This window comes from Curtobacterium sp. MCPF17_001 (genome assembly GCF_003234615.1).
Taxonomy (GTDB): Bacteria; Actinomycetota; Actinomycetes; order Actinomycetales; family Microbacteriaceae; genus Curtobacterium.
On sequence record NZ_QKSL01000011.1, the window covers coordinates 55,314 to 79,715 of the forward strand.

Sequence of the window (24,402 nt, forward strand, 5' to 3'; positions counted from 1 at the left end):
GTGCACCACGGTCGCGTCCGCCGCCTGGGAGGATCGGGGCATGGACGCCGCCGAACTCACCCAGCTGCTGACCCCGGCCGGGATGGACCTGCTCGACCGTACGCCCTCGGTCTCCGACGGCGGCGAGATCGTCCGGGTGGTGTCGCGGCTGCGGGACGAGGGGCACGACCCGGCCCTGGTGGCGGCCGTCCTGACCCAGGCGAAGCTCCGGCAGAAGGCCCGCGGCAAGTTCGGCGGGTTCGCCGCGCGCATGCTCTTCACCGAGGCGGGCCTCGAGCAGGCCACCCGGCTGCAGGTCGCCGCGCAGCACGCCGGACGCTTCGCCGCTGCCGGTCTGCACCGGGTCGCGGACCTCGGCTGCGGGATCGGCGGTGACGCGTTGGCCATGGCCGCGCTCGACCTCGACGTCACCGCGGTCGACCGTGACGAGGTGACGGCGGCCGTCGCGACGCACAACCTCGCCCCGTGGCCGAACGCCCGTGTCGCGCTCGGGGACGCCGCCTCGTTCGACCTGTCCACCGTCGACGGGGTCTGGATGGACCCGGCCCGGCGGACGAGCGGGCACTCGGACACCCGCCGCCTGGCCGACCCCGACGACTGGTCGCCCTCGCTCGACACGGTGTTCGCGGCCGCCACGACGACCCCGACCGGGGTGAAGCTCGGCCCGGGCATCGACCGTGACCTGATACCGGACACCGCCGAAGCGCAGTGGACCTCCGTCGACCGGGAGGTCGTCGAACTCGCCCTGTGGTTCGGCCCCCTCGCCCGCCCCGGGATCCGTCGCGCCGCGACCGTCGTCGGCCCGCACGGCATCGCCGAGCTGACCGGTGCCGCCGACGCCGAGGACGTCGAGGTCGGACCGCTCGGTGGCTACCTCTACGAACCCGACGGCGCGGTGATCCGTGCGCGGCTGATCGGGGACCTCGCCCGTTCGATCGACGGCCGGATGCTCTCGGAGGGCATCGCGTACATCACGTCCGACCAGGCCGTCGTCACGCCGTTCGCGCAGGGGTTCCGGGTGCTCGACACGATGCCGCTCGACGTCAAGCGTCTGGCGGCACGTCTGGCCGCGGACGACATCGGCACCGTGGAGATCAAGAAGCGCGGGGTCGACGTGGACCCCGCCGAGTTCCGCAAGCGGTTGCGTCTGCGGGGCCGCGGGAGCGTGACGCTGGTGCTCACCCGCCTGGAGGGACGACACACCGCCGTCCTGTGCGAACGACTCACCGACGTGGCCGGCTGAGCGGCGGACGCCGACCGGTGCAGCGCGCTGCACCGCGCTGCGCCGCGAGCCGTTCCGCGCCCCGCCGCGCCGGACGCCGCCCGGGTCAGCCGACGAGCGCGCCGACGCCGCCGCCGGAGCTGTCCCAGTCATAGCCGCCCGACCCGGGCGCGGCGGCGAAGACCGCGACGATCGCGATGACGAGGAGGATGAAGAGCCCCGTCAGGACCCAGCCGCCGATGATGCCGGCGAGCGCCAGGCCGCGGCCCTGCTCCCCCGTCTGCTTGATGCGGCCGAGGGCGACGTGCCCCAGGATCGCGCCGACCGGGCTCGTGAGGATCAGGAGCGGCCCGAGGACGAGGCCGCCGAAGGCGAAGACGATCGACAGGATCGCGAGGGTGCTGGTCTTCTGCGGGGCGTACGGGTTGTGCGTGGTGGCCCGGTAGGGGTCGGAGGTGCCCGGCTGACCGTACTGTGGAGCGGCGTACGGGTCCTGCTGCGCGTACGGGGCCTGCTGGGCGTACGGGGCCTGCTGGGCGTACGGGTTCGGCTGGTACTGCTGTGCGGAGGGGTCCTGGGGCGCGGCACCGTACTGCCCGTACTGCCCCGGCTGCTGCCAGCCCTGGCTCTGCTTCCCGGACGGGTACTGCTGCCCGGACGGGTACTGCTGCCCCTGCCGGGACGTCTCGTCCGGCTTCGATCGGTCGTTCAGATCGGACACGTTGCACCCTCCTGACGGCCGCTCGACCGCCGTCCCCGATCCTCCCACACGGCACCCGGAGGGACCCGGGCGTTCCGGCTCAGACCTGGACGGTCGTCACCGGCAGGGTGGAGTCCGCCGCGATGCCCAGGGCACTCGGCGCGTGCCCCTCGGCGACGAGCCGTGCCCCGACGGCCGCGATCATCGCGCCGTTGTCCGTGCACAGGTCGAACGGCGGGATGCGCAGCGCGACACCGGCGGCAGCGCACCGTTCCTCGGCGACCTGCCGCAGCCGGGCGTTCGCGACCACCCCGCCGCCCAGCAGCAGTCGGTCGACGCCGGTGTCCCGGCAGGCGTTCAGGGCCTTGGTCAGCAGGACGTCGACCACGGCCTCCCGGAAGCTCGCGGCGACGTCGGCCACGGGGACCTCGCGGCCCTCGTCACGGCAGCGCTCGACCCAGCGGGCGACGGCGGTCTTCAGCCCGGAGAACGAGAAGTCGTACCGGTGCGCCGCCATGTCCTTCGGCAGCGTCAGGCCGCGCGGGAACCGGATCGCGGTGGGGTCGCCGTCCGCCGCCGCCCGGTCGATCTGCGGTCCGCCGGGGTACGGCAGCCCGAGGAGTCGGGCGACCTTGTCGAACGCCTCGCCCGCCGCGTCGTCGATGGTCTCGCCGAGGAGCTCGACGTCGCCGACCAGGTCCCGCACGAGGAGCAGCGACGTGTGCCCGCCGGAGACCAGCAGCGCCACGGTCGGCAGGTCGATCTCGGACCCGTCCGGCCGCAGGACGTCCGCGCCCACGTGACCGACCAGGTGGTTCACGCCGTACAGCGGCTTGCCGGTCGCCACGGCGAGCGCCTTCGCGGCACCGACCCCGACCATCAGGGCACCGGCGAGCCCCGGACCCGCCGTCACGGCGACGGCGTCGAGCTCGTCGAGGGTGACACCGGCCTGTTCGAGTGCCTGCTGCAGGGTCGGGGTCATCGCCTCGAGGTGCGCCCGTGCGGCGACCTCGGGGACCACTCCGCCGTAGCGGGCGTGCTCGTCCATGCTCGACGCGATGACGTTCGCGAGCAGGGTGGTGCCGCGGACGATGCCGACGCCGGTCTCGTCGCAGCTCGTCTCGATGCCGAGCACCAGGGGTTCAGTCGCGCTCACCGAGCGCCTCCTGTCCGATCGGGCCCGGGGCGGACCGGGTCGCGGGCTCCAGCGCTGCACGCATCACCCACGCGTCGACCCCGTCGGGCTGGTAGTACCGCGGCCGGGTGGCGATGTGCTCGAACCCGAACCCGGTGTACATGGTCTGCGCGACGGGGTTGTCGGCGCGGACCTCGAGGAAGACCTCGTGGACGCCGCGGCGTCGGGATTCGTCGAGGAGCTCGGTGAAGAGCACCCGGCCGAGGCCCTTCCCCCGCTGCTCGGCGGCGACCGCGATGGTCTGCACGTCGGCGACCGGGTTGCCGGGCAGCGACGACAGTCCCGCGTACCCGACGACCGTCGGCGCCGAGCCCTCGTCGGTCGTCTCGACGACGACGTAGTACCCGTGCGGTGAGTACAGCTCTGCGGACATCTGCGACGTCGACCACGCGTCGGTCGGGAACGAGGCGCGTTCGAGCCACATGACGTCGTCGAGGTCCTGGGGGTGCGCCCGACGGATCCGCAGACCCTCCGGCAGCGCGGTCACCGAGCCACCCGCTTCGGTGCACCGGGCACCGTCACGTCGGGTTCGCGCAGGTACACCGGCGTGTCCGCGGCCAGGGGCGCATCGGAGGTGAGCCGGTCCGCGGCGAGCACCCCGAGCCTCCCGGCCGGGATCGTGGCGGCAGTGTGACGGGGCCAGTCCACGAGGTCGGGACGGGAGGCTCCCAGCACGTCGTCCAGGTCCGCCGGCCTGGCGAGACCCGGGCCGGCGACACGGACGCCGTCGGCGTCGTACGCGCTCCACGCGACCTCACGGCGGCGGGCGTCCGTCAGGACGACGAGCGGACCCTGCTGACCGGCGGCCACGGCGTCGTGGCTGACGAGCGGCAGGAACGGGACACCGCGGGCAGCGGCGAAGGTGCGGGCGGCGGCGATGCCGACGCGGAGGCCGGTGAACGGTCCGGGGCCCATGCCGGCGACGACGCCCGTGACGTCCGCGGGCGTGATGCCGGCGGCACGCAGGACCTCGTCGAGGAACGGCCCGATCACCTCGGCGTGACGGCGGGTGTCCTCGGTCCCGCGCTCGGCGAGGACCCGGCGGGTCGCCGGGTCGACGACGGCGACCGAGGTCCCGGCGGAGGTGTCGATCGCGAGCAGCACCCGACCATCGTAGGCGCGGACCGACGCCCGCCCTACGCTGGCCGGATGGACCGCGATGCCCTGATCGAGCACGTCCGGACACTCCGTGGATCGGCACGGTCGCCTCTCGTGATCGGGGTGTCCGGCCACTGCGGGTCCGGCAAGTCGACGCTCGCCCGTGCGCTCGTCGACGCGCTGCCGGGGGCGGTCCGGATCCGCGGCGACGACTTCCTCGACCCGACCCGGTCGCACCGGCGATCGACGGACTGGGACGGCGTGGAACGCCTGCGGCTCGCCGCCGAGGTCCTCGAGCCACACCGCGCCGGTCGTGCGAGCACGTTCCGCCGGTTCGACTGGTCGAGCCGTGCGCTCGGGACGCCGGAGCCGTTGCCGGCCACCGACCTGCTCGTGGTCGACCTGATCGGGCTCTTCCATCCGGAGGTCCGAGGGGCGCTGGACCTCACGGTCTGGTGCGACGTCGACCTCGACGAGGCGGCTCGGCGCGGGATCGCCCGGGACCACGAACTCGGACGGTCGCACGACGACCTGTGGCGGGATGTCTGGATCCCGAACGACTGCGACTTCGCCGAGCGTTTCGCCCCGCGGGAGTCCGCAGACGTCCGGTACCGCTCGCGCGCCTGACACCCGCTCATCCGGACGCCCGAGAACGGGTGAAGCCGCCGTGACCCGAGGGACTACGACGGCTTCCAGAACCCGAGCAGCCTTTCGACTGCGGGACTATGCATCGATAGTAGCGTGCCTGGGTGATCCCGCCTCCGACGTACGACGAACAGCGAGCTCTGATCGCGAGTCTCGCTCCCTCTCGCCTGCGACGCTTCCGCGCTGCAGTCGGTGGTGCAGACCGCGCAGCCGTCGAGCTGGCCCTCGTCGACGCGTCGCTGGCCTCGCACTTCCACGCCGTCCTCCGGCTCGTGGAGGTCGCGCTGCGCGAGCACCTGCACCGGTCTCTCGCAGCGCAGTTCGGTCCCCGCTGGTTCGAGAACCAGCGGCATGCGTTCGATGAAGACCTCCTCGGGCAGGTGGAGACGGCGATCGCACGCGTCGGCGTCGCTGCGCAACCGGGCCAGGTCGTCGCGCAACTCATGCTGGGGACGTGGGTGGCTGTGTTGGGTCGCGGTGGCCGGAAACCCGACGGGACGAAGGCGTCCTACTCCGAGTCCTTCTGGGAACCAGCTCTCGGCGTTGCGTTCCCGGGCCGAACCCGCCGCGAAGTCCACCGGCTGGCACTCCGCCTCAATTGGGCACGGAACCGCATCAACCACTGCGAGCCGGTCGTCTTCGGGTTCCCCCAACCCGGAACCGGGGCCGAGGGACGCCAGCTTCGCCGGTCCCCGGCGCTGGTCCTCGAGGATGCGCGCTCGCTCACTGCGGCGATCAGTCCTGAACTCGGTGCGTGGGCACGCCGCTGGGATGCGGTGGATGCCCTCATCCACGACAGGCGTGCTGAGGCGGCCCTCGACCACATCGCGACCCATCCGCACACGACGCTCGAACGCTGGCCGACACACTCGCGGCCTTCCGGGGACGAAGATGGAACTCCCCCACCCCGATCGGGCAACACCAATCGTGCCCAGCAACCATCCCCCGCCAGACGCCGCCGCCGAGCTCGGTCGCCAGTTCGACCTGCACGGCCGCCGCATCCTGCGCTACCTCGCCCGCCGCACGGACCTGCAAAGCGCCGAGGACATCCTCAGTGAGACGTTCGTCACCGCCCTGGTGCGGTGGGGTTCGTTCGACCCGGAGCGGCAGGAGCCGTTGCCGTGGCTGTTCGGCATCGCGACGAACCTGCTCAGCCGACACTGGCGATCGCAGCGACGGACGCTCCGGGCGATGTCCCGTTCCGCGACTCCGGAGCACGTCGAGGACGAGACCGGCGACCGCGTCGACGTGCAGCGTGCCGTGCAGGCGGTGGTCCGGGAGCTCGACCGGATGCGCCCCGCGGTCCGGGACACCGTGCTGCTGTACGCATGGGCCGAGCTCACCTACGAGCAGATCGCGGCGGCCACGGGCGTCCCCGTCGGGACCGTCCGCTCCCGACTGAACCGCGCCCGCACGGCCCTCCGTGCCGTCCCGGGCGCCACCGACTCCCTGAACGGACCCCTCCATGTCTGACGACGACCTCTCCACCCTCCGTCTGCTGCGGCGGGACGACGAGCCGCCCGAGGTCCTCGACGCGGCGCTCGACCGTGCACGTACGCGGTTCGACGCCGCCGCGCAGGCCGCGACGGTGACCGCCCCGGGGACGGGAGGCGCGGGTCCGGCCCGCACCGTCCCTCCCGTCCGTCCCCGTCGTCGGTTCCGACCCGTCCTGGTCGCCGGTGCCGCGGTGGTGCTCGCCGGCGGACTGGTCGCCTCCGGGATCGGGATCACGCACTGGTCGTCGCCCGCGCCGGCTGCTGCGGCGACGTTGCGCGAGGCCGCCCGTGCCGCCGCGGACGACCGGGCACCCGTCGGCGCCTTCACGAAGGTGGTCGAGACCGAGCGGGCGCTCGGGTACGCGACCTCGGACGGGGAGCACTACGACGAGGGGTACCTGGCGCCGACGACGAGCACGACGTGGGTGCCCGCCGACGTCTCCGGCACCTGGGTCCGCGAGACGTGGTCGGGGCCGGCGACGACCTTCTACGGCGGCGCCGCTGCCCGGAAGGCCGCGGCGGACGACTACGCGACCGAGGCGCACCGCGACGACCCCCGGTGGGAGCGTGCGGTCGGCGGGGACTTCACGGTCGGCGAGCTCGGCGGGGTCCGACCGGGCACGCTGACGGCGGCGGACATCGAGGGCCTGCCCCGCGATCCCGATGCCCTCGTCCGCCGGATCGAGGACGCGCCCCGAGCGGTGGACACGACGGACGCGGAGCACGTGTTCGACACCGTCCAGGAGCTCCTCCGGACCGGACTGGTGCCCGCCGACCTCCGCGCGGCGATGTACGAGGCACTGGCGACCCTGCCGGGCATCGTCGTCACCGAGGAGCAGGCGTCTCTCGACGGTCGGGTCGGGACGGCGGTCGGGCTGCCGGCCCGCACCGGCGGGGAACGCCAGGACGTGATCATCGACCGGACGTCCGGCACCTACCTGGGCGAACGGACCGTGCAGACGCAGCGGAACGGCAGCATCCCTGCGGGGACGCTGATCGACTCGGTGTCCGTCCGGGTCCTCCCGGTGGACGACCAGCCCTGACCGGTGCGCGGCAGACGCGCTCCAGTCGCGGCAGCGTGGTCCGGACGCCGGCGCGCCAGACGCGCGGACGCCGCGGGCAACGATTCGCGCTGAGCGACAGGCCTCGCGGTCTCGACCACGAACGGTGTCGCTCAGCGCGAAGTCGGGGGGAGCCCGCCCCTCACAACGGCGGGTCGACCACGAACGGTGTCGCTCAGCGAGAAGTCCCGGGGGAGCCTGCCGCCTCACAACCGCGGGTCGACCGCCTCGGACTCCATCGCCAGCACGCCGAACACGGCCTGGTGCACGCGCCACAGCGGCTCCCCCTCGACGAAGCGCTCGAGCGACTCCAGCCCGAGGGCGTACTCGCGGAGCGCCATCGACCGCTTGTGCCCGAGGTCCCGGTCCTTCAGCCGCGCCAGGTTGCCGGGCTCGGTGTACTCCGGGCCGTAGATGATCCGCAGGTACTCCCGCCCGCGGACCTTCACGCCCGGCTGCACGAGTCCCTTCGGCCCCCGGGTCAGGTTCGACTCCGGCTTCACGACGGCGCCCTCGCCGCCGGCACCGGTGCGTTCCTGCCACCACTCGGTCCCGGCCGCGCAGCTGGCCTCGTCGCGGACGTCGACGAGCAGCGACCGGGTCGCGCGCACCACGTCGGGTGCGGCGGCAGCCAGCCGGTCGGCGACCGCCGTGTGCCAGCCGTGCGGCCGGTCGGCGAACGTCCGTCCCTGGGCCGCGAGGACCTGGAACGGCGCGAACCGCACGTCGTCGAGGCCCGTCGCCGGGTCGGCGTACCGCCGGTAGGACTCCGTGTAGGCGGTCGCGTCGGCCGCGCGCTGCTCGGTCCGGGCCAGCAGGTCGCTGACGTCGACGCCGCTGTCGCGGGCTGCGGCGAGCGCGGCCAGGGCGTCCGGGAACGCCCCGCCGGCAGCGGCGCCCACCTCGGCGTACCAGTCGCGGATCATGCCCTCGGCCTTGACCGCCCACGGCAGCACCTCGCCGTCGAGCAGCAGCCAGTCGGTGTCGAGCTCGTCCCAGAGCCCGGCCGCCTCGACGGCCGCGTCGAGCCGTCCGAGGAAGGTCCGGGTGTCGGCAGCGTCGAAGAACGCCCGGCCGGTGCGGGTCGTGACGACGCCGTTCCAGTCGGCCGCAGCACCGAACCGTGCGGGGTCGCGTGCGAGCAGCACGGTCCCGCGGGAGCCCATGTGCTTCTCCTCCATCCGGACCTGGTCGACGCCCTGGCCCCGGTAGTACGCGAACGCCTCGTCCGGGTGCTCCAGGTGATCGGGGCGTGCAGAGGTCGCCACCGGGCTCATGGTCGGCGGCAGGTACGGCAGCCAACGCGGGTCGACGGCGAAGCGGCTCATCACCTCGAGGGCACCGGCGGCGTTCTCGGCGCGGATGCCGATCCGGCCGTGGTGCCGGGTCTCGACGATCTGTTTGCCGGTGACGTCCTCGATCGGCAGCAGTCCGGGGACGCGACGCGGTGCGGCGGGGCCGGCCACGGGCCTCCCGGCCGGACTGGAGGCCCGGCCCGCGTCCGCACCGTCGGCACCTGTCGTCGACGTGCCCGGTCCGCGCAGCGGCTCGAGCGGCTTGGCGGCGACGTAGTGGACCCGCTCGGCGTCGACCTGGACGACCTCGCGCTCGGGGTAGCGCAGCGCGGAGAGCTTCCCGCCGAACACGCACCCGGTGTCGAGGCACATGGTGCCGTTAATCCACTCGGCGTCGACGGTCGGGGTGTGCCCGTACAGGACCATCGCCGATCCGCGGTAGTCCTCCGCCCACGGCAGGCGGACGGGCAGGCCGTACTCGTCGCTCTCCCCGGTGGTGTCACCGTAGAGCGCGAAGGACCGCACCCGGCCGGAGGCCCGGCCCTGGTACTGCTCCTTCAGCCCGGCGTGCGCGACGACGAGCCGGCCGTCGTCGAGCACCAGGTGGCCGACGAGGGCGCGGCAGAACTCGCGGACCTCGTCGCGGAAGGCGTCCGGCTCGGCGGCGAGCTGGGCGAGGGTCTCGGCGAGCCCGTGCGCGGTCTGCACCTTGCGGCCGTCGAGCGCGCGGACGAGCTTGTCCTCGTGGTTGCCGGGCACGGCGAGGGCGTGGCCGTTCCGCACCATGCCCATCACGAGGCGGAGGACGCCCGGGGAGTCCGGTCCGCGGTCGACCAGGTCGCCGAGGAACAGCGCCTGACGGCCCTCCGGGTGAACGGCGTCGACGGGGCGACCGAGGTCGTCGCGGACCAGGCTCCAGCCGAGCCGACCGAGGAGCGTCTCGAGCTCGGAGCGGCAGCCGTGCACGTCCCCGATCACGTCGAACGGGCCGTGCTCGCCTGTCCGGTCGTTGAGCAGGGGCTCGCGGACGATCGTGGCGGCGGCGATCTCGTCCTCACCGTGCAGCACGTGGACGCGGCGGAAACCCTCCTTGCTCAGACTCTTGAGCCCGCGCCGGAGCTGCCCCTGCTGGCGGCGGATGACCTCGGGTCCGAAGTCCCGACCGGTGCGGGCGGCGTTCCGGGCGACACAGACCGACTCGGGGACGTCGAGGAGGATCGCGACCGGCAGGACGTCGTGCGCGCGGGCGAGCTCCACGAAGTCGCGGCGGGCCTCGGCCTGGACGTTCGTCGCGTCGACGACGGTGAGCAGTCCGGCGCGCAGACGCTGCGCGGCGACGTGCTTCAGGGCCTCGAAGGCGGCCGGGGTCGCGGCCTGGTCGTCCTCGTCGTTCGAGACGAGGCCGCGGAAGAAGTCGCTCGACAGGGTCTCGAACCGGCCGAAGTGCTGCGCGGCGAACGTGGACTTGCCGGAGCCGCTCGTGCCGACGAGGAGCACCAGGGACATGGTGGGGACGGTCAGGGCGGTCATGCGGCGGTGCCTCCGGTCGTCGTGCTGATGGTCGTCGGGCTGCCGTTCGTCGGGCTGCTGGTCGTGTGGCGGCGGAACAGGGCGAGCTGCGTGGGTGGGCCGACCTCGGGGTCGTCGTCACCGACGGGTCGGTGCTCGACCGTGTAGCCGTGCCGGTCGGCGACGGCCTGCGCCCAGGTGCGGAACTCGTCGCGCGTCCACTCGAACCGGTGGTCCGGGTGTCGGAACCGGCCGGCCGCCAGCGAGGCGAAGCGGACGTTGTGCTCGGCGTTCGGGGTGGTCACGACGACGGCGGCGGGTCGGGCGGCCCGGAACACCGACGCCTCGAGCGCCGGCAGCCGCTCGGGGTCGACGTGCTCGACGACCTCCATGAGCACCACCGCGTCGAGTCCGGCGATGCGGTCGTCGGAGTACGTGACCGACGACTGCAGCAGCCGCACCCGGGCACGCTGCTCGTCGCTGACGTCGTCGAGCCGCAGGCGCCGCTCGGCCCGTGCGAGTTCGCGGGGTGCCACGTCGGTGCCGATGATCGTCGTGAACGACCGGTCGGCGAACAGGTGTCGGAGCAGGGCACCCTCGCCGCAGCCGACGTCGGCGACGGTGTGGGCCTGCACGTCGGCGAGCGCCGTCAGGACGGCCTCGGCGCGGCGCCGGTACAGGGGCGTCTCGCGAGCCGACGTCCCGTCGTCCTCCGCGGACGCCTCGTCGACGGGCGCGTCCACCGCCCCGCCGTCGCCGGCCGTGCCGTCGAGCCCCAGCAGCCGGGACGTCGCATCGTCCACGAGCGACCGCTGGTGCGCGAGCGACCGGGTGGTGATGACCTCCCGGAGCGGGTGCTCGGCGAGCCACCCCTCGCCCCGGCGGAGCAGCATGCCGACCTCGTCGTCCCCGACCCAGTAGTGCTTCGCGTCGTCGAGCACCGGCAGCAGCACGGTGAGCTGCCGCAGCGCGTCCGAGAGCCGGACCCGCCCGCGGAGCCGCAGGCCGACCGTGGCAGCGTCGCCCCACTCCGGTCGCGTGTCGTCGAGCGGTCGCCGGGTCTCGTCGACGTCCCAGCCGAGGGGCGCGAACAGCCGCGAGGCCAGGCCGACGCCGTGCTCGTCGACCTCGCTCGGCACGCTGGTCAGGGCGAGCTCCAGGTCCATCGGTGCGGCCGCGCGCTCCGGCCGGGAGGTGCTCCGACCACCCATGGCGCTGCGGAAGACCTGCCCGATCGCGAGGGCGAGCATCGAGGTGGAGGCGTACGGCCGGTCGTTGACGTACCGGGACAGGGCCTGCGCGTCCGCGCCGTACCGCTTGCTGCGCGCGAGGGCGATCGCGTCGACCTCGAGCAGCAGGGCGGCGGAGCACACGTCCGGGGTGTCCGCCGGGTAGAAGACGTGCGCCGTGCCGACGCTGAGGTCGAAGGACTGCGCCCGACCGGGGTGCTTGTGCAGCAGGTGGGAGAGGTCCGGGGCCGCGTCGCCGCGGGTGGTGATGGTCACGAGCATGCGCGTGGCCTCCGATCGTCGTCGTCCGGCACCGCTGCCGGCCGGCTGGTCCGAGGCCGGAGAGCGAGCCTAGTACCAGCGAACGGCGCACAGGGAACCTCAGCAGACTGGGTGGTCGACCGTCCCGCCGTCCGCGGCGCCGGTCCTCACCACAGGAGACCCGAGACGGGTCCCGGACAGGAGGCCCGCGATGGTCGTCTACGACAGCCGCCCGACCCGACGTGCCCGGCAGGTCGTCGCCGACGTGCTCGTCCTGGTCGGCATGGTCCTGGCGGTGGTCATCGGCCGCGACGTCGCCGGTTCGATCGCGCGGCTCGCCACGATCGGAACGCGCGTGCAGTCCGAGGGGTCGGCGTTCCAGCAGCAGCTGTCCGCCACCGCCCGGGCACTGTCGCGGATCCCGCTGGCCGGCGACGCCGTCAGCACGCCGCTCCGGAAGGCGAGCGAGCACGCGGGCGCCGTCGCTGCCGCGGGCGCCCAGCAGCACGACACCGCACTGCACCTCGCGCACCTGGTCGGCGGTGGCCTGACCGTCGTCGTCATCGCGCTCCTGCTGCTGGTGTGGACGCGGACCCGTGGGCGTTTCGTCCGGGTGGCGACCGCGACCAGTCGGGTCGACCGGTCGCCGGACGGGGCGGAGTTGCTCGCGCTCCGGGCACTCGTCGGCCGGGACGCGGTCGTCACCCTCGGCCCCGGTGTGGTGGACCGGTGGCGTGGGCGGGACCCGCAGACGGTGGCGGCGTTGGCGGACCTGGAGCGTCGGAGCTGTGGCCTGCGGACCCGAGCGGCGGCTCGTCGCTGAGCGGTCCGCTCGCCCTTGTCGGTGCGCTGCTGCGGCGCTACCGTCGAGACACCGACGAAGGAGTCCGCCGTGCCCGCTCGGTTCGTGTACTGGATGAACGTCTCGCTCGACCTGCTCATCGAACGCGACCGTGACGACCACAGCGGCCTGGACGGCCCGGACTGGCTGCACATCGACGAGCCGCTGCACCGGGAGTTCAACGACCGGGCACGGTCGATGTCGATGTTCGTCGAGGGCCGGGTCGTCCGCGACATGATGGACCCGTTCTGGCCCGACGCCCGGCACGACGATTCACTGCCGCAGTGGTTGCGCGAGTTCGGCGAGATCTGGACCGACATCCCGAAGGTCCTGGTGTCCCGGACCCGGACGAGCGCCGAGCACCACACGCGCGTCATCGGCGGGGACGACGCGATCGAACAGCTCGCGGCGCTCCGTCGGGAGTCCCAGGGGGACATCGCGGTCGGCGGTGCCACCCTCGCCACGCAGCTGCTCACCGCCGGGCTCCTCGACGAGCTGCTGCTCTACACGCACCCCGCGGTCCTCGGCACCGGTCGGCCGCTCTTCGACGAGCCGGTCGCGGAACCCCTGCTGCTCGACCTGCTCGAACAGCGTTCCTTCCACAACGGCGTGACCCTCACCCGGTACGCGATCCGCTGAGTGACGCGTCGGCACACCCGTCTGCCGCGTCGTGATCCCCCGACATCGACAACTCGACGTTCGAGATGCGCGGATCGCGGGACCTCGGAGCGATCGGCGTGAGGTCGAGGGCGCCTGACTCGGGTTCGGGTCACGTGGCAGGCGCCCTCGCGCTACGACGCCGTCGGGTTCGACGTACGATCACGACGAGGCCGGCCCGGTAATGGGGGACGGGCATGCCGCGGCTAGGGACCGCGGTGTAGCCCGAGGGACGCTACGCGCTCCGTTCTCGATACCCAAGCGTTCCGAGATCATCGTCCGATCTCCGCGGGAACCGGACCGCACTTGTCCGTCGATGTGCCGACTTGGCAGCCGGCCGCCACGAGCAGGAGGCTTGCGCTCGTTCGACTCACGAGAGAAGGCAACGATGCCTCACATGACCATCACCCTGCGACGGGCGGCGCTCGCGTCGTTCGCGGTGTTCGCCGCCGCGGTCCTGCCGATCGCCTCCGTCACGGCGCCACAGGCCGCCCACGCCGCGATCCCGTCAGCACCTGCGGGCTTCACGCAGACCTGGAGCGACGACTTCACCGGTGCCGCCGGCACCGGACTCGACCAGGGGCAGTGGAAGTACGACACCGGACCGGGCAGCAGCTTCGGGACCGGTGAGATCGAGACCATGACGAGCAGCACGGCGAACGTCCGCCACGACGGTCAGGGCCACCTGGTGCTGCAGGCGCTGCACAGCGGCACGAACCCGTCGACCGGCTGGACCTCCGGCCGGGTGGAGACGCAGGCGGCCACCTTCGGGGCTGCTCCCGGCGGTGTGGTCCGGATCGAGTCCGTGCTGCAGCAGCCGAACGTCACCCCGGCGAACGGCATGGGCTACTGGCCCGCGTTCTGGATGCTCGGCGCGCCCCTCCGGTCCGGGGTCACATGGCCCGGTTCCGGCGAGGTCGACATCATGGAGGACGTCAACGGCCGCAGTTCCGTCTTCAGCACCATCCACTGCGGCGTCAACCCCGGCGGCCCCTGCAACGAGTCGACGGGCATCGGTTCGGGCGAACACGCCTGTGCCGGCTGCCAGACCGGGTTCCACGACTACGCGGTCGAGATCGACCGGTCGACGTCGCCGGAGCAGGTCCGCTTCTCCCTCGACGGCACGGTCTTCGCCACGGTGAAGGCGAACCAGGTCGATGCGACCACGTGGTCGAACGCCATCGACCACCCGTTCTTCATCATCTACGACCTGGCGATCGGTGGCGGCTTCCCGAACGCGTTCGGCGGTGGTCCGAACGCGTCGACCGTGTCCGGCGGTCAGCTGGTGATCGACTCCGTGGCGGTGTACAACAAGGGTCAGGTCGCCGGTGGTGGGACGGTCACCGGGCGGACCATCGCCGCGCCCGGGGGCACGTGCGTCGACGTCGCGGGTGACGACACCGGTGGGGACGGGTCCGCGGTGCAGCTCTGGGACTGCGCGGCGGCGGCGAAGGACCAGCACTGGACCGCCAGCGGGCAGACCCTGCAGACCCTGGGCAAGTGCCTCGACATCGCCGGAGGGGTGAGCGCCGCGGGCACGAAGCTCCAACTCGCGACCTGCAACGGCGGCGGCTACCAGAACTGGGTGGCGCAGTCGGACGGGTCGCTCCGGAACCCGACCAGCGGCCGGTGCGTCGACGCACCGGGCGGCGCCACGACGAACGGCACCCGGTTGCAGATCTGGGACTGCAACGGCACCCCGGCGCAGCGCTTCGTCCTCAGCTGAGCCGGGCCGGCCGGTCGGGGTCCGCGGGTCGGGGTCCCCGCTGGCCGGTGTCCCCGCTGGTCGGTGTCCCCGTTGGTCGGGCGTCAGAGCCTGGTGCCCGACCACCGGGGACCGGTGCCGGTCACCACCACGCGACGGGGTTCGTCGGGGACGTCGTCCGGATCGAGGTCGTCGCCGAGGCCGTCGCCACCGCCCGTCGGCCGGGTGATCTCGACGTCCAGGACACTGTCGCTGACCCCGTCGACCATGCCGCGGCCCCACTCCACGACGACGATCGAGCCGTCCCAGTCGAGGTCCAGGTCGTCGAGCTCGACCGGGTCCGACAGCCGGTACGCGTCCACGTGCACCAGGTCCGGGCCAGCCGTGGTCGGGTGCGTCCGCGCGAGCACGAACGTCGGACTCGACACCTGCCCGCGCGCACCGAGCGCCGTGCCGAGTCCCCGCGTCATCGTGGTCTTGCCGGCGCCCAGCGGCCCGGTGAGGACGACCAGGTCGCCGGCCCGGAGCACCCCCGCGATCCGGGCACCGAGAGCCCCCATCTCGTCCGTCGTCGCGACCGTGGTGTCGAGGAGGACGCTCACGAGCGTTCGCCCCGCAGGTACTCCCCCACCCGACCCTCGCCGAAGTGCCCCTCGTGGACGCGCTGGACCCGGCTGCCGATCCGGCAGACGATCTCCTCGCCGATGGTGTCGAGCGCACGGCCCCACTCGAGCACCGTGGACTCGCCGTCCTCGCCGGTGCCGAACAGCGTCACGGTGTCGCCCACCCGGACGTCGTCGTCCCCGACGTCGACCAGGAACTGGTCCATCGCGACCCGCCCCGCGATCGGGTAGCGGGTGTCGTTGATCGCGACCTCGATGCGACCCTGTGCCGCGCGGGGGACGCCGTCCGCGTAGCCGACGGGCACGAGCGCCAGGGTCGTCTCGGTGTCCGTGCGGTACGTGTAGTCGTAGGAGACGCCGGTACCGACCGGGACGCGCTTGGACTTCGCCACGGACGCGGTCAGGGTCATCACGGGAGTCAGGCCGAGGTCGGCGGCGGACACTCCGTCGGCACCGGGGATGCCGAACAGGTTGGCGCCCATCCGGACCATGTCCTTCCGGAACTCCTTGCGTTCCAGGCCCGCGAGCGATGCGGCGACGTGCTCCCACCGGATGTCGAGCCCCAGGTCCTCGGCCTGCTCGACCATCGCGTCGAAGTGCGCCACCGCCGAGGCGTCGTCGGCGTCCGAGGACTCCGCCAGGTGCGTGTAGGCGGCGACGACCTCGATCCGGCCGTCGCGCTGGGCGTCGCGCGCCAGTTCCACCAGCGCGGTCCAGTCCGCCGCCGTGGCACCGTCACGGTGCAGACCGCTGTCGACCCCCAGGTGCACCCGGGCCGGTCGCTGGTCCACCGCGTCGACGATGCGACGCAGCTCGGCGACGTTCGAGACACCCAGGTCGACCGCGGAGTCGATCGCGTCGCGGAAGTCCAGCCCCGGGTCGTGCTGCCAGGTGAACAGGTGGACGTCCTCGCCGACGCCGATCGAGCGCAGCCGCAGCGCTGCCGGCACCGTCAGTACCCCGATCCACCGGATCCCCGCGTCGACCGCGGTCAGCGCGATCGGTTCGAGGCCGTGGCCGTACGCGTCGGCCTTCATGATCGCCATCACCTCGACCGGGTCCATCCAGGAGCGGACGAGATCGAGGTTGGCACGGTAGGCGTCCAGGTCGATGACCGCCCGGCGCAGTCCTGCGCTCACGTCGTCCTCCGTTCGACGCTGCGGCCGACGCGGGCGACCACCTCGTAGTTGATGGTGCCGATCGCGTCGGCCCACTCCTCGACGGCGGGGTCACCGTTCGCCGGGTCGCCCCAGAGCACGACCTCGTCCCCGATCGCGACGTCCGCGTCCCCGATGTCGATGTGCATCGCGTTCATGGCCACCCGGCCGACGACCGGGAACCGGCGGTCCCCGATCCGCACCGAGACGTGGTTGCCGTAGGCACGGTCGAAGCCGTCGGCGTAGCCGAGCCCGATGACCGCGAGCCGGGTGTCCTGCTCGGCACGCCACGTGTACCCGTACGAGACGCCGTCCCCGGCGGGCACGGCGACCGTCCGCAGCACCGCGGCGGTCACCCGCATCGCCGGCCGCAGCCCGAGGTCGGCCGAGGTCCGGTCCGGGAACGGGCTGAGCCCGTAGAGCGCCAGGCCGACCCGGGTCAGGTCCCGTCGGGTCTCCGGCAGCGCCAGGCTGCCCGCGCTGGCCGCGAGGTGCACGACGTCGGGGCGGATGCCGACCGCCGCGAGGCCGTCGAGTGCCCGCTGCAGCGCCGCGTCCTGGTCCAGGTCGTCCGAGCGCGACGCGTTCGACAGGTGCGACATCACCCCCTCGATCCGGGTGCGGTCGCCGCCGCGGGACAGTGCGGCTGCGGTGGCGAACAACTCGGGCCACTCGGACTCCACCGCACCGTTGCGGCTGAGGCCGGTGTCCACGACCAGGTGCACCTCGGGGACGTCGGCGTCGGCCGCGGTGGAGAGCTGCTCAACGCTGGAGACCGCCGGGGTGATGCCGTACCGGGCCGCGCGACGGAAGTCCTCGTCGGGGGCGTGCAACCACGCCAGGATCCGGACGCCCTCGTCGATGCCGGCCTCGCGGAGTGCCACCGCCTCGTCGAGGTCCGCGACCCCGAGCCAGTCCGCACCCGCGTCCACCAGGGCCCGGGCGACCTCGACGGCGCCGTGCCCGTACGCGTCCGCCTTCACCACCGCGACGACGCCGGCCGGAGCCACCTGTTCCGCGACCGTGGCGTAGTTGGCGATCAACGCCTCCCGGTCGACGGTCACCCCCGTGAACGCGCTCACGCGATCGGTCCTTCCGTTGCGGGCCGGTCCCGGCCCTCGATGACGACGAACGCCGTCGCGATCCCACCGTCGTGCGACAGCGAGAGGTGCACTTGCGCGACGCCGCGCTCGTCGGCGACCCGCTGGGCGCCCTGGTGCAGGGTGAGGGACGGGTTCCGCTGGTCGTCGGCGACGACCTCGAGTTCCCGCCAGCTCAGGCCGGCGCTCGACCCGAAGGCCTTGATCAACGCCTCCTTCGCCGCGAACCGGGCGGCGAGCGACGCCACCGGGCGCGGCTCACCGTCCCGCAGCTGCTCGGCGTCGGTGAACAGCCGCGACCGCATCGCGGGGGTCCGTGTCAGGACCCGCTCGAACCGTTCCAGGTCGACCACGTCGACCCCGATGCCGATGATCATCGCCGACTACTCGACGGTGACCGACTTCGCGAGGTTGCGTGGCTGGTCCACGTCGAGCCCCTTCGCGGCCGCGAGCTCCATGCCGAACATGTGCAGCGGGGCGACGGCGAGCAGGGGCTCGAACAGCGGCGTCGCGAGCGGGATCCGCAGGACCTCGTCGGCGAAGGGCAGCACCGCGGCGTCGCCCTCTTCCGCGATCGCGATGACCCGGGCACCGCGGGCGCGGATCTCCTGGATGTTCGACACGACCTTCGGGTGCAGCGAGCGGGCGTCACGCGGCGACGGCACGATCACGAAGACGATCTGACCGGGCTCGATCAGGGCGATCGGACCGTGCTTGAGCTCACCGGCCGCGAAGCCCTCGGCGTGGATGTAGGCGAGCTCCTTGAGCTTGAGCGCACCCTCGAGTGCGATCGGGTACCCGACGTGGCGCCCGAGGAACAGCACGCTGCGGGTGTCGGCCATCCACTTGGCGAGCTCGGCGACCCCGGCGGCGTCCTCGATGGTCTGCTGGAGCTTGGCGGGCAGGCCCTCGAGCTCGGCGACCTGCTCGGCGATCTGCTCGGCGGTCAACGTGCCCCGGAGTGTGGCGAGGTGCAGCCCGAGCAGGTAGAGCGCGACGCCCTGGGCCAGGAACGCCTTCGTCGACGCCACGGCGACCTCGGGGCCGGCGTGCGTGTAGATCACCGCGTCAGATTCGCGCGGGATCGTCGCGCCCTGGGTGTTGCAGATCGAGAGGACCTGGGCGCCCTGCTCGCGCGCGTACTTGACGGCCATCAGCGTGTCCATGGTCTCGCCGGACTGGCTGATCGAGACGACGAGCGTGCGGTCGTTCAACACGGGGTCGCGGTAGCGGAACTCGTGGGCGAGCTCGACCTCCACCGGGATCCTGGACCACTGCTCGATCGCGTACTTGCCGAGCATGCCGGCGTAGGCCGCGGTGCCGCAGGCGATGACGATGACGCGGTCGACCTGCTGCAGGCGCTCCGCGATCGGGTCGAGGTCGGTCAGGGTGACTGCACCCTCGTGCACGCGGCCGAGGACCGTGTTGCGCACGGCCTCGGGCTCCTCGCTGATCTCCTTCGCCATGAAGGAGGACCAGCCGCCCTTGTCCGCGGCCGAGGCGTCCCAGTTCACCTCGAACTCGTTGCGGTCGGCGGGGGTTCCGTCGAAGTGGATGACGTCCACACCGTCGGGGCGGATCGTCGCGATCTCGTCCTGGCCGATCGCGAGCGCGCGCTGCGTGTACGCGACGAACGCGGCGACGTCGGAGCCCATGAAGTTCTCGCCGTCGCCCAGGCCCACCACGAGGGGCGAGTTGCGACGGGCGCCGACGACGACGCCCGGCTGGTCGGCGTGCACGACGAGGAGCGTGAAGGCGCCGTCGAGGCGGGCGACCGTGCGACGCATCGCCTCGGTCAGGTCGTGGGTGTCGCGGAACTCACGGGCGACGAGGTGTGCTGCGACCTCGGAGTCGGTCTCGCTGTGGAACACGACGCCCTCGGCCAGCAGTTCGTCCTTCAGCGGGGCGAAGTTCTCGATGATGCCGTTGTGGATCAGCGCGAGCTTGCCGCCGTCCGCCAGGTGCGGGTGCGCGTTCTCGTCCGTCGGGCCGCCGTGCGTCGCCCAGCGGGTGTGGCCGATGCCGGTGCCGCCGTCCGCGATCGGGTTCGTGTCGAGCTCGTCGACGAGCATCTGGAGCTTGCCGGCCTTCTTCGCCGAGGTCAGGTCCCCGGACGGGTCGACCACGGCGATGCCGGCCGAGTCGTAGCCGCGGTACTCGAGGCGCCGGAGGCCCCCGAGGAGGACGTCCGTGCTGCTGTTGCTGCCGACGTATCCGACGATTCCACACATGGGATCGATCCTACGGGCAGCGCGGGGAGCACCCTGCGAACCGCACGGCGGGTGGGGATAGCCTCCGGACATGGGACGCTTCGACGACATCGAGATCACCACCATCAAGGGCGAGACCACCACGTTCGGCAGCTTCGGTGACAAGGCGGTGCTCGTGGTGAACGTCGCCTCGCGCTGCGGCCTCGCCCCGCAGTACGAGCAGCTCGAGGAACTGCAGCGCACGTACGGGCCGCGGGGCTTCACCGTGCTGGGCTTCCCGAGCAACCAGTTCCTGCAGGAGCTCGGATCGTCCGAGGCCATCGAGGAGTACTGCTCCACCACGTGGGGCGTCAGCTTTCCGATGTCGGAGAAGGTCAAGGTCAACGGCCGCTCGGCGCACCCGCTCTACCGCGAACTCACCCAGGCTCCGGACGCCTCGGGCAAGGCCGGACGGGTCATCTGGAACTTCGAGAAGTTCCTCGTCGCCCCGGACGGCACGGTCACGCGCTTCCGCCCAACGGTCAAGCCGGACGCCCCCGAGGTGGTCGCCGCCATCGAGGCGGCGCTCCCCGCCTGATCCGGCACCGGCACCGGCACCGGCATCCTGACGGGAGGCCCGCCCACCGTCGGTGACGGCCCTGACCGGAGACGTGCCTCCCGGCTGAGTACGCTCGATCCCATGCCGATCCCGGAGACGACCGTCGCGCACCCCACCCCCTTCGTGGAGATCCCCCGGGACGAGTGGTCGCAGCTCGCGCCGAAGGAGCACCTCTCGCTCACGGAGACCGAGATCGTGCAGTTGCGCGGCCTGGGCGACCGGCTCGACATCACCGAGGTGCAGGACGTGTACCTGCCGCTCTCCCGGCTGTTGACGCTGTACGCCGCCGGTGCGCGGGACCTGCACGCGGAGACCAGCCGTTTCCTCGGTGAACGGGCCGGCCGGACGCCGTTCGTGATCGGGGTCGCCGGGTCGGTGGCCGTCGGCAAGAGCACCGTCGCCCGTCTGCTCCGCGAGCTCACGAAGCGCTGGCCGGACACCCCGCGGGTGGAGCTCGTGACCACCGACGGGTTCCTGTACCCGAACGCCGAGCTCGAACGTCGCGGGATCATGGACCGGAAGGGCTTCCCGGAGTCGTACGACCGCCGCTCCCTGCTGCGCTTCGTCAGCCAGGTGAAGAGCGGTGCCACCGAGGTCCGGGCGCCGTACTACTCGCACCTCGTCTACGACATCGTGCCGGACGCCGAGATCGTCGTGCGGCAGCCGGACATCCTCATCGTCGAGGGGCTCAACGTGCTCGCGCCGCCGGTGCACGGGCGGCTCGCGCTGAGTGACCTGTTCGACTTCACCATCTACGTCGACGCCAAGACCAAGGACATCGAGTCCTGGTACGTCGACCGGTTCCTGGCGTTGCAGGAGCAGGCGTTCTCGAGCCCGGACTCGTTCTTCCACCGCTTCGCCGCGCTGTCCCGCGAGGACGCGGTGCAGACGGCCACCGGGGTCTGGCGAGCGATCAACGAGCCGAACCTGCTCGAGAACGTGCTGCCCACGCGTTCCCGGGCGACCCTCGTGCTGAAGAAGGCCGCCGACCACAAGGTGACGAGCGTCCTGCTCCGCAAGATCTGACGCGCGGCGGTCCGGGCGGTCTCGGTTCGGACCGGCGCCGCACAACAGAAACCCGTTCGAACCGCTGAAGTCAGCGGTTCGAACGGGTTTCTGTTGTGCGAGTCGGGAACGCGCCGGGCGGCCCGGCGGGCCGGCGCGCCGGCGGTCCTACGCGGCGTCGAGCGTCAGGCGCTCACGGACGACGTCCGCGAGCTCCTCGGCGACGCGCTGGGCGTCCTCCTGCGAGGCGGCCTCGACCATCACGCGGACGACCGGCTCGGTGCCGGACGGGCGCAGCAGCACCCGGCCGGTGTCACCCAGCGCCAGCGTGGCGGCAGCGATCGCGTCCTGCACGCCCTGGTCCTGCAGTCCGTGCCGGTCCACGCCCTTGACGTTGAGCAGCACCTGCGGGAACACGGTCATGCACGCCGCCAGCTCGCCGAGCGTCTTGCCGGTCCGCGCCATCTCGGCGACGAGGTGGAGGCCCGTCAGGACCCCGTCGCCCGTCGTCGCGTAGTCGTTGAAGATGATGTGGCCGGACTGCTCGCCGCCGAGCGAGTAGCCGCCCTCGGTCATCTTCTCGAGCACGTAGCGGTCGCCGACGCCGGCCTCGATCACGGTGATGCCCGCGTCCGCCATCGCCCGCTTGAGCCCGAGGTTCGACATCACCGTCGCGACGAGGGTGTCGTCGATCAGTCGGCCGCGTTCCTTGAGGGACAGCGCGAGGATCGCCATGATCTGGTCGCCGTCCACCGCGTTGCCCTCGGCGTCCACCGCCAGGCACCGGTCGGCGTCGCCGTCGTGCGCGATGCCGACGTCGGCTCCGGCCTCGAGGACCGCACGAGCCAGGTTGTCGATGTGGGTCGAGCCGACACCGTCGTTGATGTTGATGCCGTTCGGGTCGGCACCGATCAGCGTCACCTTCGCGCCGGCGTTGACGAACACCTCGGGCGAGACCCCGGAGGCTGCCCCGTTGGCGCAGTCGAGCACGACGTGTATGCCGTCGAGCCGGTGCGGCAGCGTGCCGAGCAGGTGCACGACGTAGCGGTCCTCGGCGTCGGCGAAGCGCGTGATGCGCCCGACTTCGGCACCCGTGGGGGTGGGTGCGGACTGGTCGTGCATGGCCGCTTCGATGCGGTCCTCGACCTCGTCCGGCAGCTTGCGGCCGCCAGCGGCGAAGAACTTGATCCCGTTGTCCGGCGCGGGGTTGTGCGACGCCGAGATCATCACGCCGAAGTCGGCGTCGATGTCCGCGACGAGGTACGCCGCTGCGGGGGTGGGGATGACCCCGGCGTCGAGGACGTCGACGCCGGCGGAGGCGAGCCCGGCTGCCACGGCAGCACCCAGGAACTCGCCGGAGACGCGCGGGTCGCGCGCCAGCACGGCCTTGGGGCGCGTGCGACCGGACGCTCGACGAGCGTCCGCATGGTGTCCGTGCGTGAGCACGGCCGCGCTCGCCTGGGCAAGGCCCAGTGCGAGCGCGGCCGTCAACTCGCCGTTGGCGAGGCCACGAACGCCGTCGGTACCGAACAGACGCGGCATGCGATCTCCCGCCGTCAGGCGATCAGCGCTTCGAGAACTGCGACGCCTTGCGGGCCTTCTTGAGACCGGCCTTCTTGCGCTCGATGACGCGGGCGTCACGGGTGAGGAAGCCGGCCTTCTTGAGGGCCGCGCGGTTGTTCTCGCGGTCGATCTCGTTCAGGGTGCGGGCGATGGCGAGACGCAGCGCGCCGGCCTGACCCGAGGGGCCGCCACCCGTGATGCGGGCGGTGACGTCGTACGAGCCGAGAAGCTCGAGGACCTTGAACGGGTCGTTGATCAGCTGCTGGTGCAGCTTGTTCGGGAAGTAGTCCTCGAGGGAGCGGCCGTTCACGACGAACGTGCCGGAGCCCGGGACGAGACGGACGCGGGCGATGGCCTCCTTGCGGCGACCGACGGCACCGCCCGAGACGTTGAGGATCTGACGGGGAGCCGCCTCCGACGCGACGGGCGCGCTCTCGGTGGTGAAGGTCTCCGGGGTCTGGTCGATGGAGTCAGCGATCTGAGCCATGAGTGTTTTCTCGTTCCTGGAAGTCGTCGTGGCCGCTGTTACTGCGAGACCTGGTCGAAGGTGTACGGCTTGGGCTGCTGCGCCGCGTGGGGGTGCTCAGCGCCTGCGTAGACCTTGAGCTTCTTGAGCTGCTCGCGACCGAGGGTGTTCTTCGGCAGCATGCCGCGGATCGCCTTCTCGACGGCGCGGGTCGGGTGCTTCTCCAGCATCTCCGGGTAGGTGGTGGCCGTGAGGCCGCCCGGGTAACCGGAGTGACGGTAGTAGACCTTCTTGGCGAGCTTCGACCCGGTCAGGGCGACCTTGTCGGCGTTCACGATGATGACGTAGTCACCCATGTCCATGTGCTGGGCGAAGGTGGCCTTGTGCTTGCCGCGGAGGAGGGCGGCGACGTGCGAAGCGAGGCGGCCGAGCACGACGTCGGTCGCGTCGATGACGATCCAGTCGTGCTGGACGTCTGCCGGCTTCGGGGAGAACGTACGAGTCACAGGAGTGCTGCTTTCGTGTCGAGGTGAGGAGTCCGTGAATCCCACTCCGGTGGGCGTTCCCGCGGGCAGATGCCCGGTGAACGACCCGGTGGAGGGCCCATCTGACTGTCTGGCGCAACAGAGCGCGCAGACCAAGAGATGAGCCTAGTCGACGCCGATCCTCCCGGTCAACCGCGCATCGCTCCCCGACACCACGGACGGGAGGCGCGGCACGGGTCGGACCCGTGTCGCGCCTCCCGTCGGTGGCCGTGTCCAGTGCG

General features: G+C 72.3%; 24 protein-coding genes. 9 read left to right on the top strand and 15 right to left on the bottom strand.

The features are described from left to right. Positions 1-40: 40 nt before the first annotated feature. Entirely contained in the window at positions 41-1,243 is a 1,203-nt protein-coding gene (locus DEJ24_RS11390; protein WP_111078740.1) for a class I SAM-dependent methyltransferase, read from the top strand. 85 nt (positions 1,244-1,328) lie between these two features. On the opposite strand, the gene DEJ24_RS11395 is transcribed toward DEJ24_RS11390, so the two are convergent. From DEJ24_RS11395 to tsaB, 4 genes are all read right to left on the bottom strand, one after another. Next, positions 1,329-1,943, bottom strand: a complete 615-nt coding sequence (locus DEJ24_RS11395) for a DUF4190 domain-containing protein (protein ID WP_181436591.1) — start codon at positions 1,941-1,943, stop codon at positions 1,329-1,331. A gap of 79 nt (positions 1,944-2,022) precedes the next feature. Further along, complete coding sequence (tsaD, locus tag DEJ24_RS11400) at positions 2,023-3,078, bottom strand: tRNA (adenosine(37)-N6)-threonylcarbamoyltransferase complex transferase subunit TsaD (protein WP_111043468.1); 1,056 nt, start codon at positions 3,076-3,078, stop codon at positions 2,023-2,025. Then, positions 3,065-3,604, bottom strand: a complete 540-nt coding sequence (rimI, locus tag DEJ24_RS11405; protein WP_258374798.1) for a ribosomal protein S18-alanine N-acetyltransferase — start codon at positions 3,602-3,604, stop codon at positions 3,065-3,067. Before rimI ends, tsaD begins: the two co-directional genes overlap by 14 nt. Further along, positions 3,601-4,221 carry a tRNA (adenosine(37)-N6)-threonylcarbamoyltransferase complex dimerization subunit type 1 TsaB gene (gene tsaB, locus DEJ24_RS11410; protein WP_111078742.1) on the bottom strand — a complete coding sequence of 207 codons (621 nt, stop codon included), beginning with the start codon at positions 4,219-4,221 and terminating at the stop codon, positions 3,601-3,603. The genes rimI and tsaB overlap by 4 nt, the downstream gene beginning before the upstream one ends. Before the next feature lie 45 nt (positions 4,222-4,266). Here tsaB and DEJ24_RS11415 point away from each other — a divergent pair, with 45 nt between their 5' ends. After that, entirely contained in the window at positions 4,267-4,842 is a 576-nt protein-coding gene (locus DEJ24_RS11415) for a uridine kinase (RefSeq protein WP_111078743.1), read from the top strand. A 53-nt stretch (positions 4,843-4,895) separates the two neighbouring features. On the opposite strand, the gene DEJ24_RS16925 is transcribed toward DEJ24_RS11415, so the two are convergent. After that, the gene (locus tag DEJ24_RS16925; RefSeq protein ID WP_181432735.1) at positions 4,896-5,300 is read right to left on the bottom strand and encodes a hypothetical protein; all 405 of its coding nucleotides are present in this window, start codon (positions 5,298-5,300) and stop codon (positions 4,896-4,898) included. Between the two features lie 487 nt (positions 5,301-5,787). On the opposite strand from DEJ24_RS16925, the gene DEJ24_RS16930 reads away from it, so the two are divergent. Continuing rightward, a complete protein-coding gene (locus tag DEJ24_RS16930) occupies positions 5,788-6,333 on the top strand; it encodes an RNA polymerase sigma factor (RefSeq protein WP_181432736.1) in 546 nt (181 codons plus the stop codon). Then, positions 6,326-7,399: a CU044_5270 family protein gene (locus DEJ24_RS11430; RefSeq protein WP_111078746.1), complete on the top strand. Its 1,074-nt coding sequence runs from the start codon at positions 6,326-6,328 to the stop codon at positions 7,397-7,399. The genes DEJ24_RS16930 and DEJ24_RS11430 overlap by 8 nt, the downstream gene beginning before the upstream one ends. Before the next feature lie 224 nt (positions 7,400-7,623). Here DEJ24_RS11430 and DEJ24_RS11435 read toward each other — a convergent pair whose 3' ends face one another. Both DEJ24_RS11435 and DEJ24_RS11440 read right to left on the bottom strand, forming a co-directional pair. Continuing rightward, complete coding sequence (locus tag DEJ24_RS11435; RefSeq protein WP_111078747.1) at positions 7,624-10,242, bottom strand: polynucleotide kinase-phosphatase; 2,619 nt, start codon at positions 10,240-10,242, stop codon at positions 7,624-7,626. Continuing rightward, complete coding sequence (locus DEJ24_RS11440; RefSeq protein ID WP_111078748.1) at positions 10,239-11,732, bottom strand: 3' terminal RNA ribose 2'-O-methyltransferase Hen1; 1,494 nt, start codon at positions 11,730-11,732, stop codon at positions 10,239-10,241. Before DEJ24_RS11440 ends, DEJ24_RS11435 begins: the two co-directional genes overlap by 4 nt. Positions 11,733-11,922: 190 nt before the next feature. Between DEJ24_RS11440 and DEJ24_RS11445 the strand changes: the two genes are divergently transcribed. From DEJ24_RS11445 to DEJ24_RS11455, 3 genes are all read left to right on the top strand, one after another. Continuing rightward, the gene (locus DEJ24_RS11445) at positions 11,923-12,534 is read left to right on the top strand and encodes a hypothetical protein (protein ID WP_111078749.1); all 612 of its coding nucleotides are present in this window, start codon (positions 11,923-11,925) and stop codon (positions 12,532-12,534) included. A gap of 69 nt (positions 12,535-12,603) precedes the next feature. Next, a complete protein-coding gene (locus DEJ24_RS11450) occupies positions 12,604-13,191 on the top strand; it encodes a dihydrofolate reductase family protein (protein ID WP_111078750.1) in 588 nt (195 codons plus the stop codon). A gap of 415 nt (positions 13,192-13,606) precedes the next feature. After that, a complete protein-coding gene (locus tag DEJ24_RS11455; protein ID WP_220033960.1) occupies positions 13,607-14,935 on the top strand; it encodes a glycoside hydrolase family 16 protein in 1,329 nt (442 codons plus the stop codon). 83 nt (positions 14,936-15,018) lie between these two features. On the opposite strand, the gene tsaE is transcribed toward DEJ24_RS11455, so the two are convergent. The 5 genes from tsaE to glmS are packed head-to-tail and all read right to left on the bottom strand — an operon-like array spanning position 15,019 to position 20,025. Continuing rightward, positions 15,019-15,474: a tRNA (adenosine(37)-N6)-threonylcarbamoyltransferase complex ATPase subunit type 1 TsaE gene (tsaE, locus tag DEJ24_RS11460; RefSeq protein WP_111078780.1), complete on the bottom strand. Its 456-nt coding sequence runs from the start codon at positions 15,472-15,474 to the stop codon at positions 15,019-15,021. 38 nt (positions 15,475-15,512) lie between these two features. After that, a complete protein-coding gene (gene alr / locus DEJ24_RS11465) occupies positions 15,513-16,676 on the bottom strand; it encodes an alanine racemase (protein WP_181436592.1) in 1,164 nt (387 codons plus the stop codon). Further along, a complete protein-coding gene (gene alr / locus DEJ24_RS11470; RefSeq protein ID WP_111078753.1) occupies positions 16,673-17,776 on the bottom strand; it encodes an alanine racemase in 1,104 nt (367 codons plus the stop codon). Before alr (DEJ24_RS11470) ends, alr (DEJ24_RS11465) begins: the two co-directional genes overlap by 4 nt. Then, positions 17,773-18,171 carry a holo-ACP synthase gene (locus DEJ24_RS11475; protein WP_111078754.1) on the bottom strand — a complete coding sequence of 133 codons (399 nt, stop codon included), beginning with the start codon at positions 18,169-18,171 and terminating at the stop codon, positions 17,773-17,775. The genes alr (DEJ24_RS11470) and DEJ24_RS11475 overlap by 4 nt, the downstream gene beginning before the upstream one ends. Positions 18,172-18,177: 6 nt before the next feature. Then, entirely contained in the window at positions 18,178-20,025 is a 1,848-nt protein-coding gene (gene glmS / locus DEJ24_RS11480) for a glutamine--fructose-6-phosphate transaminase (isomerizing) (RefSeq protein ID WP_111078755.1), read from the bottom strand. Between the two features lie 70 nt (positions 20,026-20,095). On the opposite strand from glmS, the gene DEJ24_RS11485 reads away from it, so the two are divergent. Further along, a complete protein-coding gene (locus DEJ24_RS11485) occupies positions 20,096-20,581 on the top strand; it encodes a glutathione peroxidase (RefSeq protein ID WP_111073912.1) in 486 nt (161 codons plus the stop codon). Between the two features lie 102 nt (positions 20,582-20,683). Then, positions 20,684-21,628, top strand: a complete 945-nt coding sequence (gene coaA / locus DEJ24_RS11490) for a type I pantothenate kinase (RefSeq protein ID WP_110903536.1) — start codon at positions 20,684-20,686, stop codon at positions 21,626-21,628. 147 nt (positions 21,629-21,775) lie between these two features. Here the strand turns inward: coaA and glmM are convergent, their stop codons facing one another. From glmM to rplM, 3 genes are read right to left on the bottom strand one after another with little or no spacing between them, the layout of a single operon-like run. Further along, a complete protein-coding gene (glmM, locus tag DEJ24_RS11495; RefSeq protein WP_111078756.1) occupies positions 21,776-23,149 on the bottom strand; it encodes a phosphoglucosamine mutase in 1,374 nt (457 codons plus the stop codon). Positions 23,150-23,171: 22 nt separating this feature from the next. After that, entirely contained in the window at positions 23,172-23,657 is a 486-nt protein-coding gene (gene rpsI, locus DEJ24_RS11500) for a 30S ribosomal protein S9 (protein ID WP_110903538.1), read from the bottom strand. A 38-nt stretch (positions 23,658-23,695) separates the two neighbouring features. Further along, a complete protein-coding gene (gene rplM / locus DEJ24_RS11505) occupies positions 23,696-24,142 on the bottom strand; it encodes a 50S ribosomal protein L13 (protein ID WP_110824221.1) in 447 nt (148 codons plus the stop codon). Between the last annotated feature and the right edge of the window lie 260 nt (positions 24,143-24,402).

Coding starts and splice junctions, on each gene's coding strand:
- DEJ24_RS11440 (WP_111078748.1), bottom strand. CDS start 11,732: ATGCTCGTGACCATCACCACCCGCGGCGACGCGGCCCCGGACCTCTCC.
- DEJ24_RS11415 (WP_111078743.1), top strand. CDS start 4,267: ATGGACCGCGATGCCCTGATCGAGCACGTCCGGACACTCCGTGGATCG.
- DEJ24_RS11435 (WP_111078747.1), bottom strand. CDS start 10,242: ATGACCGCCCTGACCGTCCCCACCATGTCCCTGGTGCTCCTCGTCGGC.
- DEJ24_RS11390 (WP_111078740.1), top strand. CDS start 41: ATGGACGCCGCCGAACTCACCCAGCTGCTGACCCCGGCCGGGATGGAC.
- rpsI (WP_110903538.1), bottom strand. CDS start 23,657: ATGGCTCAGATCGCTGACTCCATCGACCAGACCCCGGAGACCTTCACC.
- DEJ24_RS11485 (WP_111073912.1), top strand. CDS start 20,096: ATGGGACGCTTCGACGACATCGAGATCACCACCATCAAGGGCGAGACC.
- DEJ24_RS11445 (WP_111078749.1), top strand. CDS start 11,923: ATGGTCGTCTACGACAGCCGCCCGACCCGACGTGCCCGGCAGGTCGTC.
- glmS (WP_111078755.1), bottom strand. CDS start 20,025: ATGTGTGGAATCGTCGGATACGTCGGCAGCAACAGCAGCACGGACGTC.
- glmM (WP_111078756.1), bottom strand. CDS start 23,149: ATGCCGCGTCTGTTCGGTACCGACGGCGTTCGTGGCCTCGCCAACGGC.
- DEJ24_RS11475 (WP_111078754.1), bottom strand. CDS start 18,171: ATGATCATCGGCATCGGGGTCGACGTGGTCGACCTGGAACGGTTCGAG.
- DEJ24_RS11455 (WP_220033960.1), top strand. CDS start 13,607: ATGACCATCACCCTGCGACGGGCGGCGCTCGCGTCGTTCGCGGTGTTC.
- coaA (WP_110903536.1), top strand. CDS start 20,684: ATGCCGATCCCGGAGACGACCGTCGCGCACCCCACCCCCTTCGTGGAG.
- DEJ24_RS11430 (WP_111078746.1), top strand. CDS start 6,326: ATGTCTGACGACGACCTCTCCACCCTCCGTCTGCTGCGGCGGGACGAC.
- tsaE (WP_111078780.1), bottom strand. CDS start 15,474: ATGGGGGCTCTCGGTGCCCGGATCGCGGGGGTGCTCCGGGCCGGCGAC.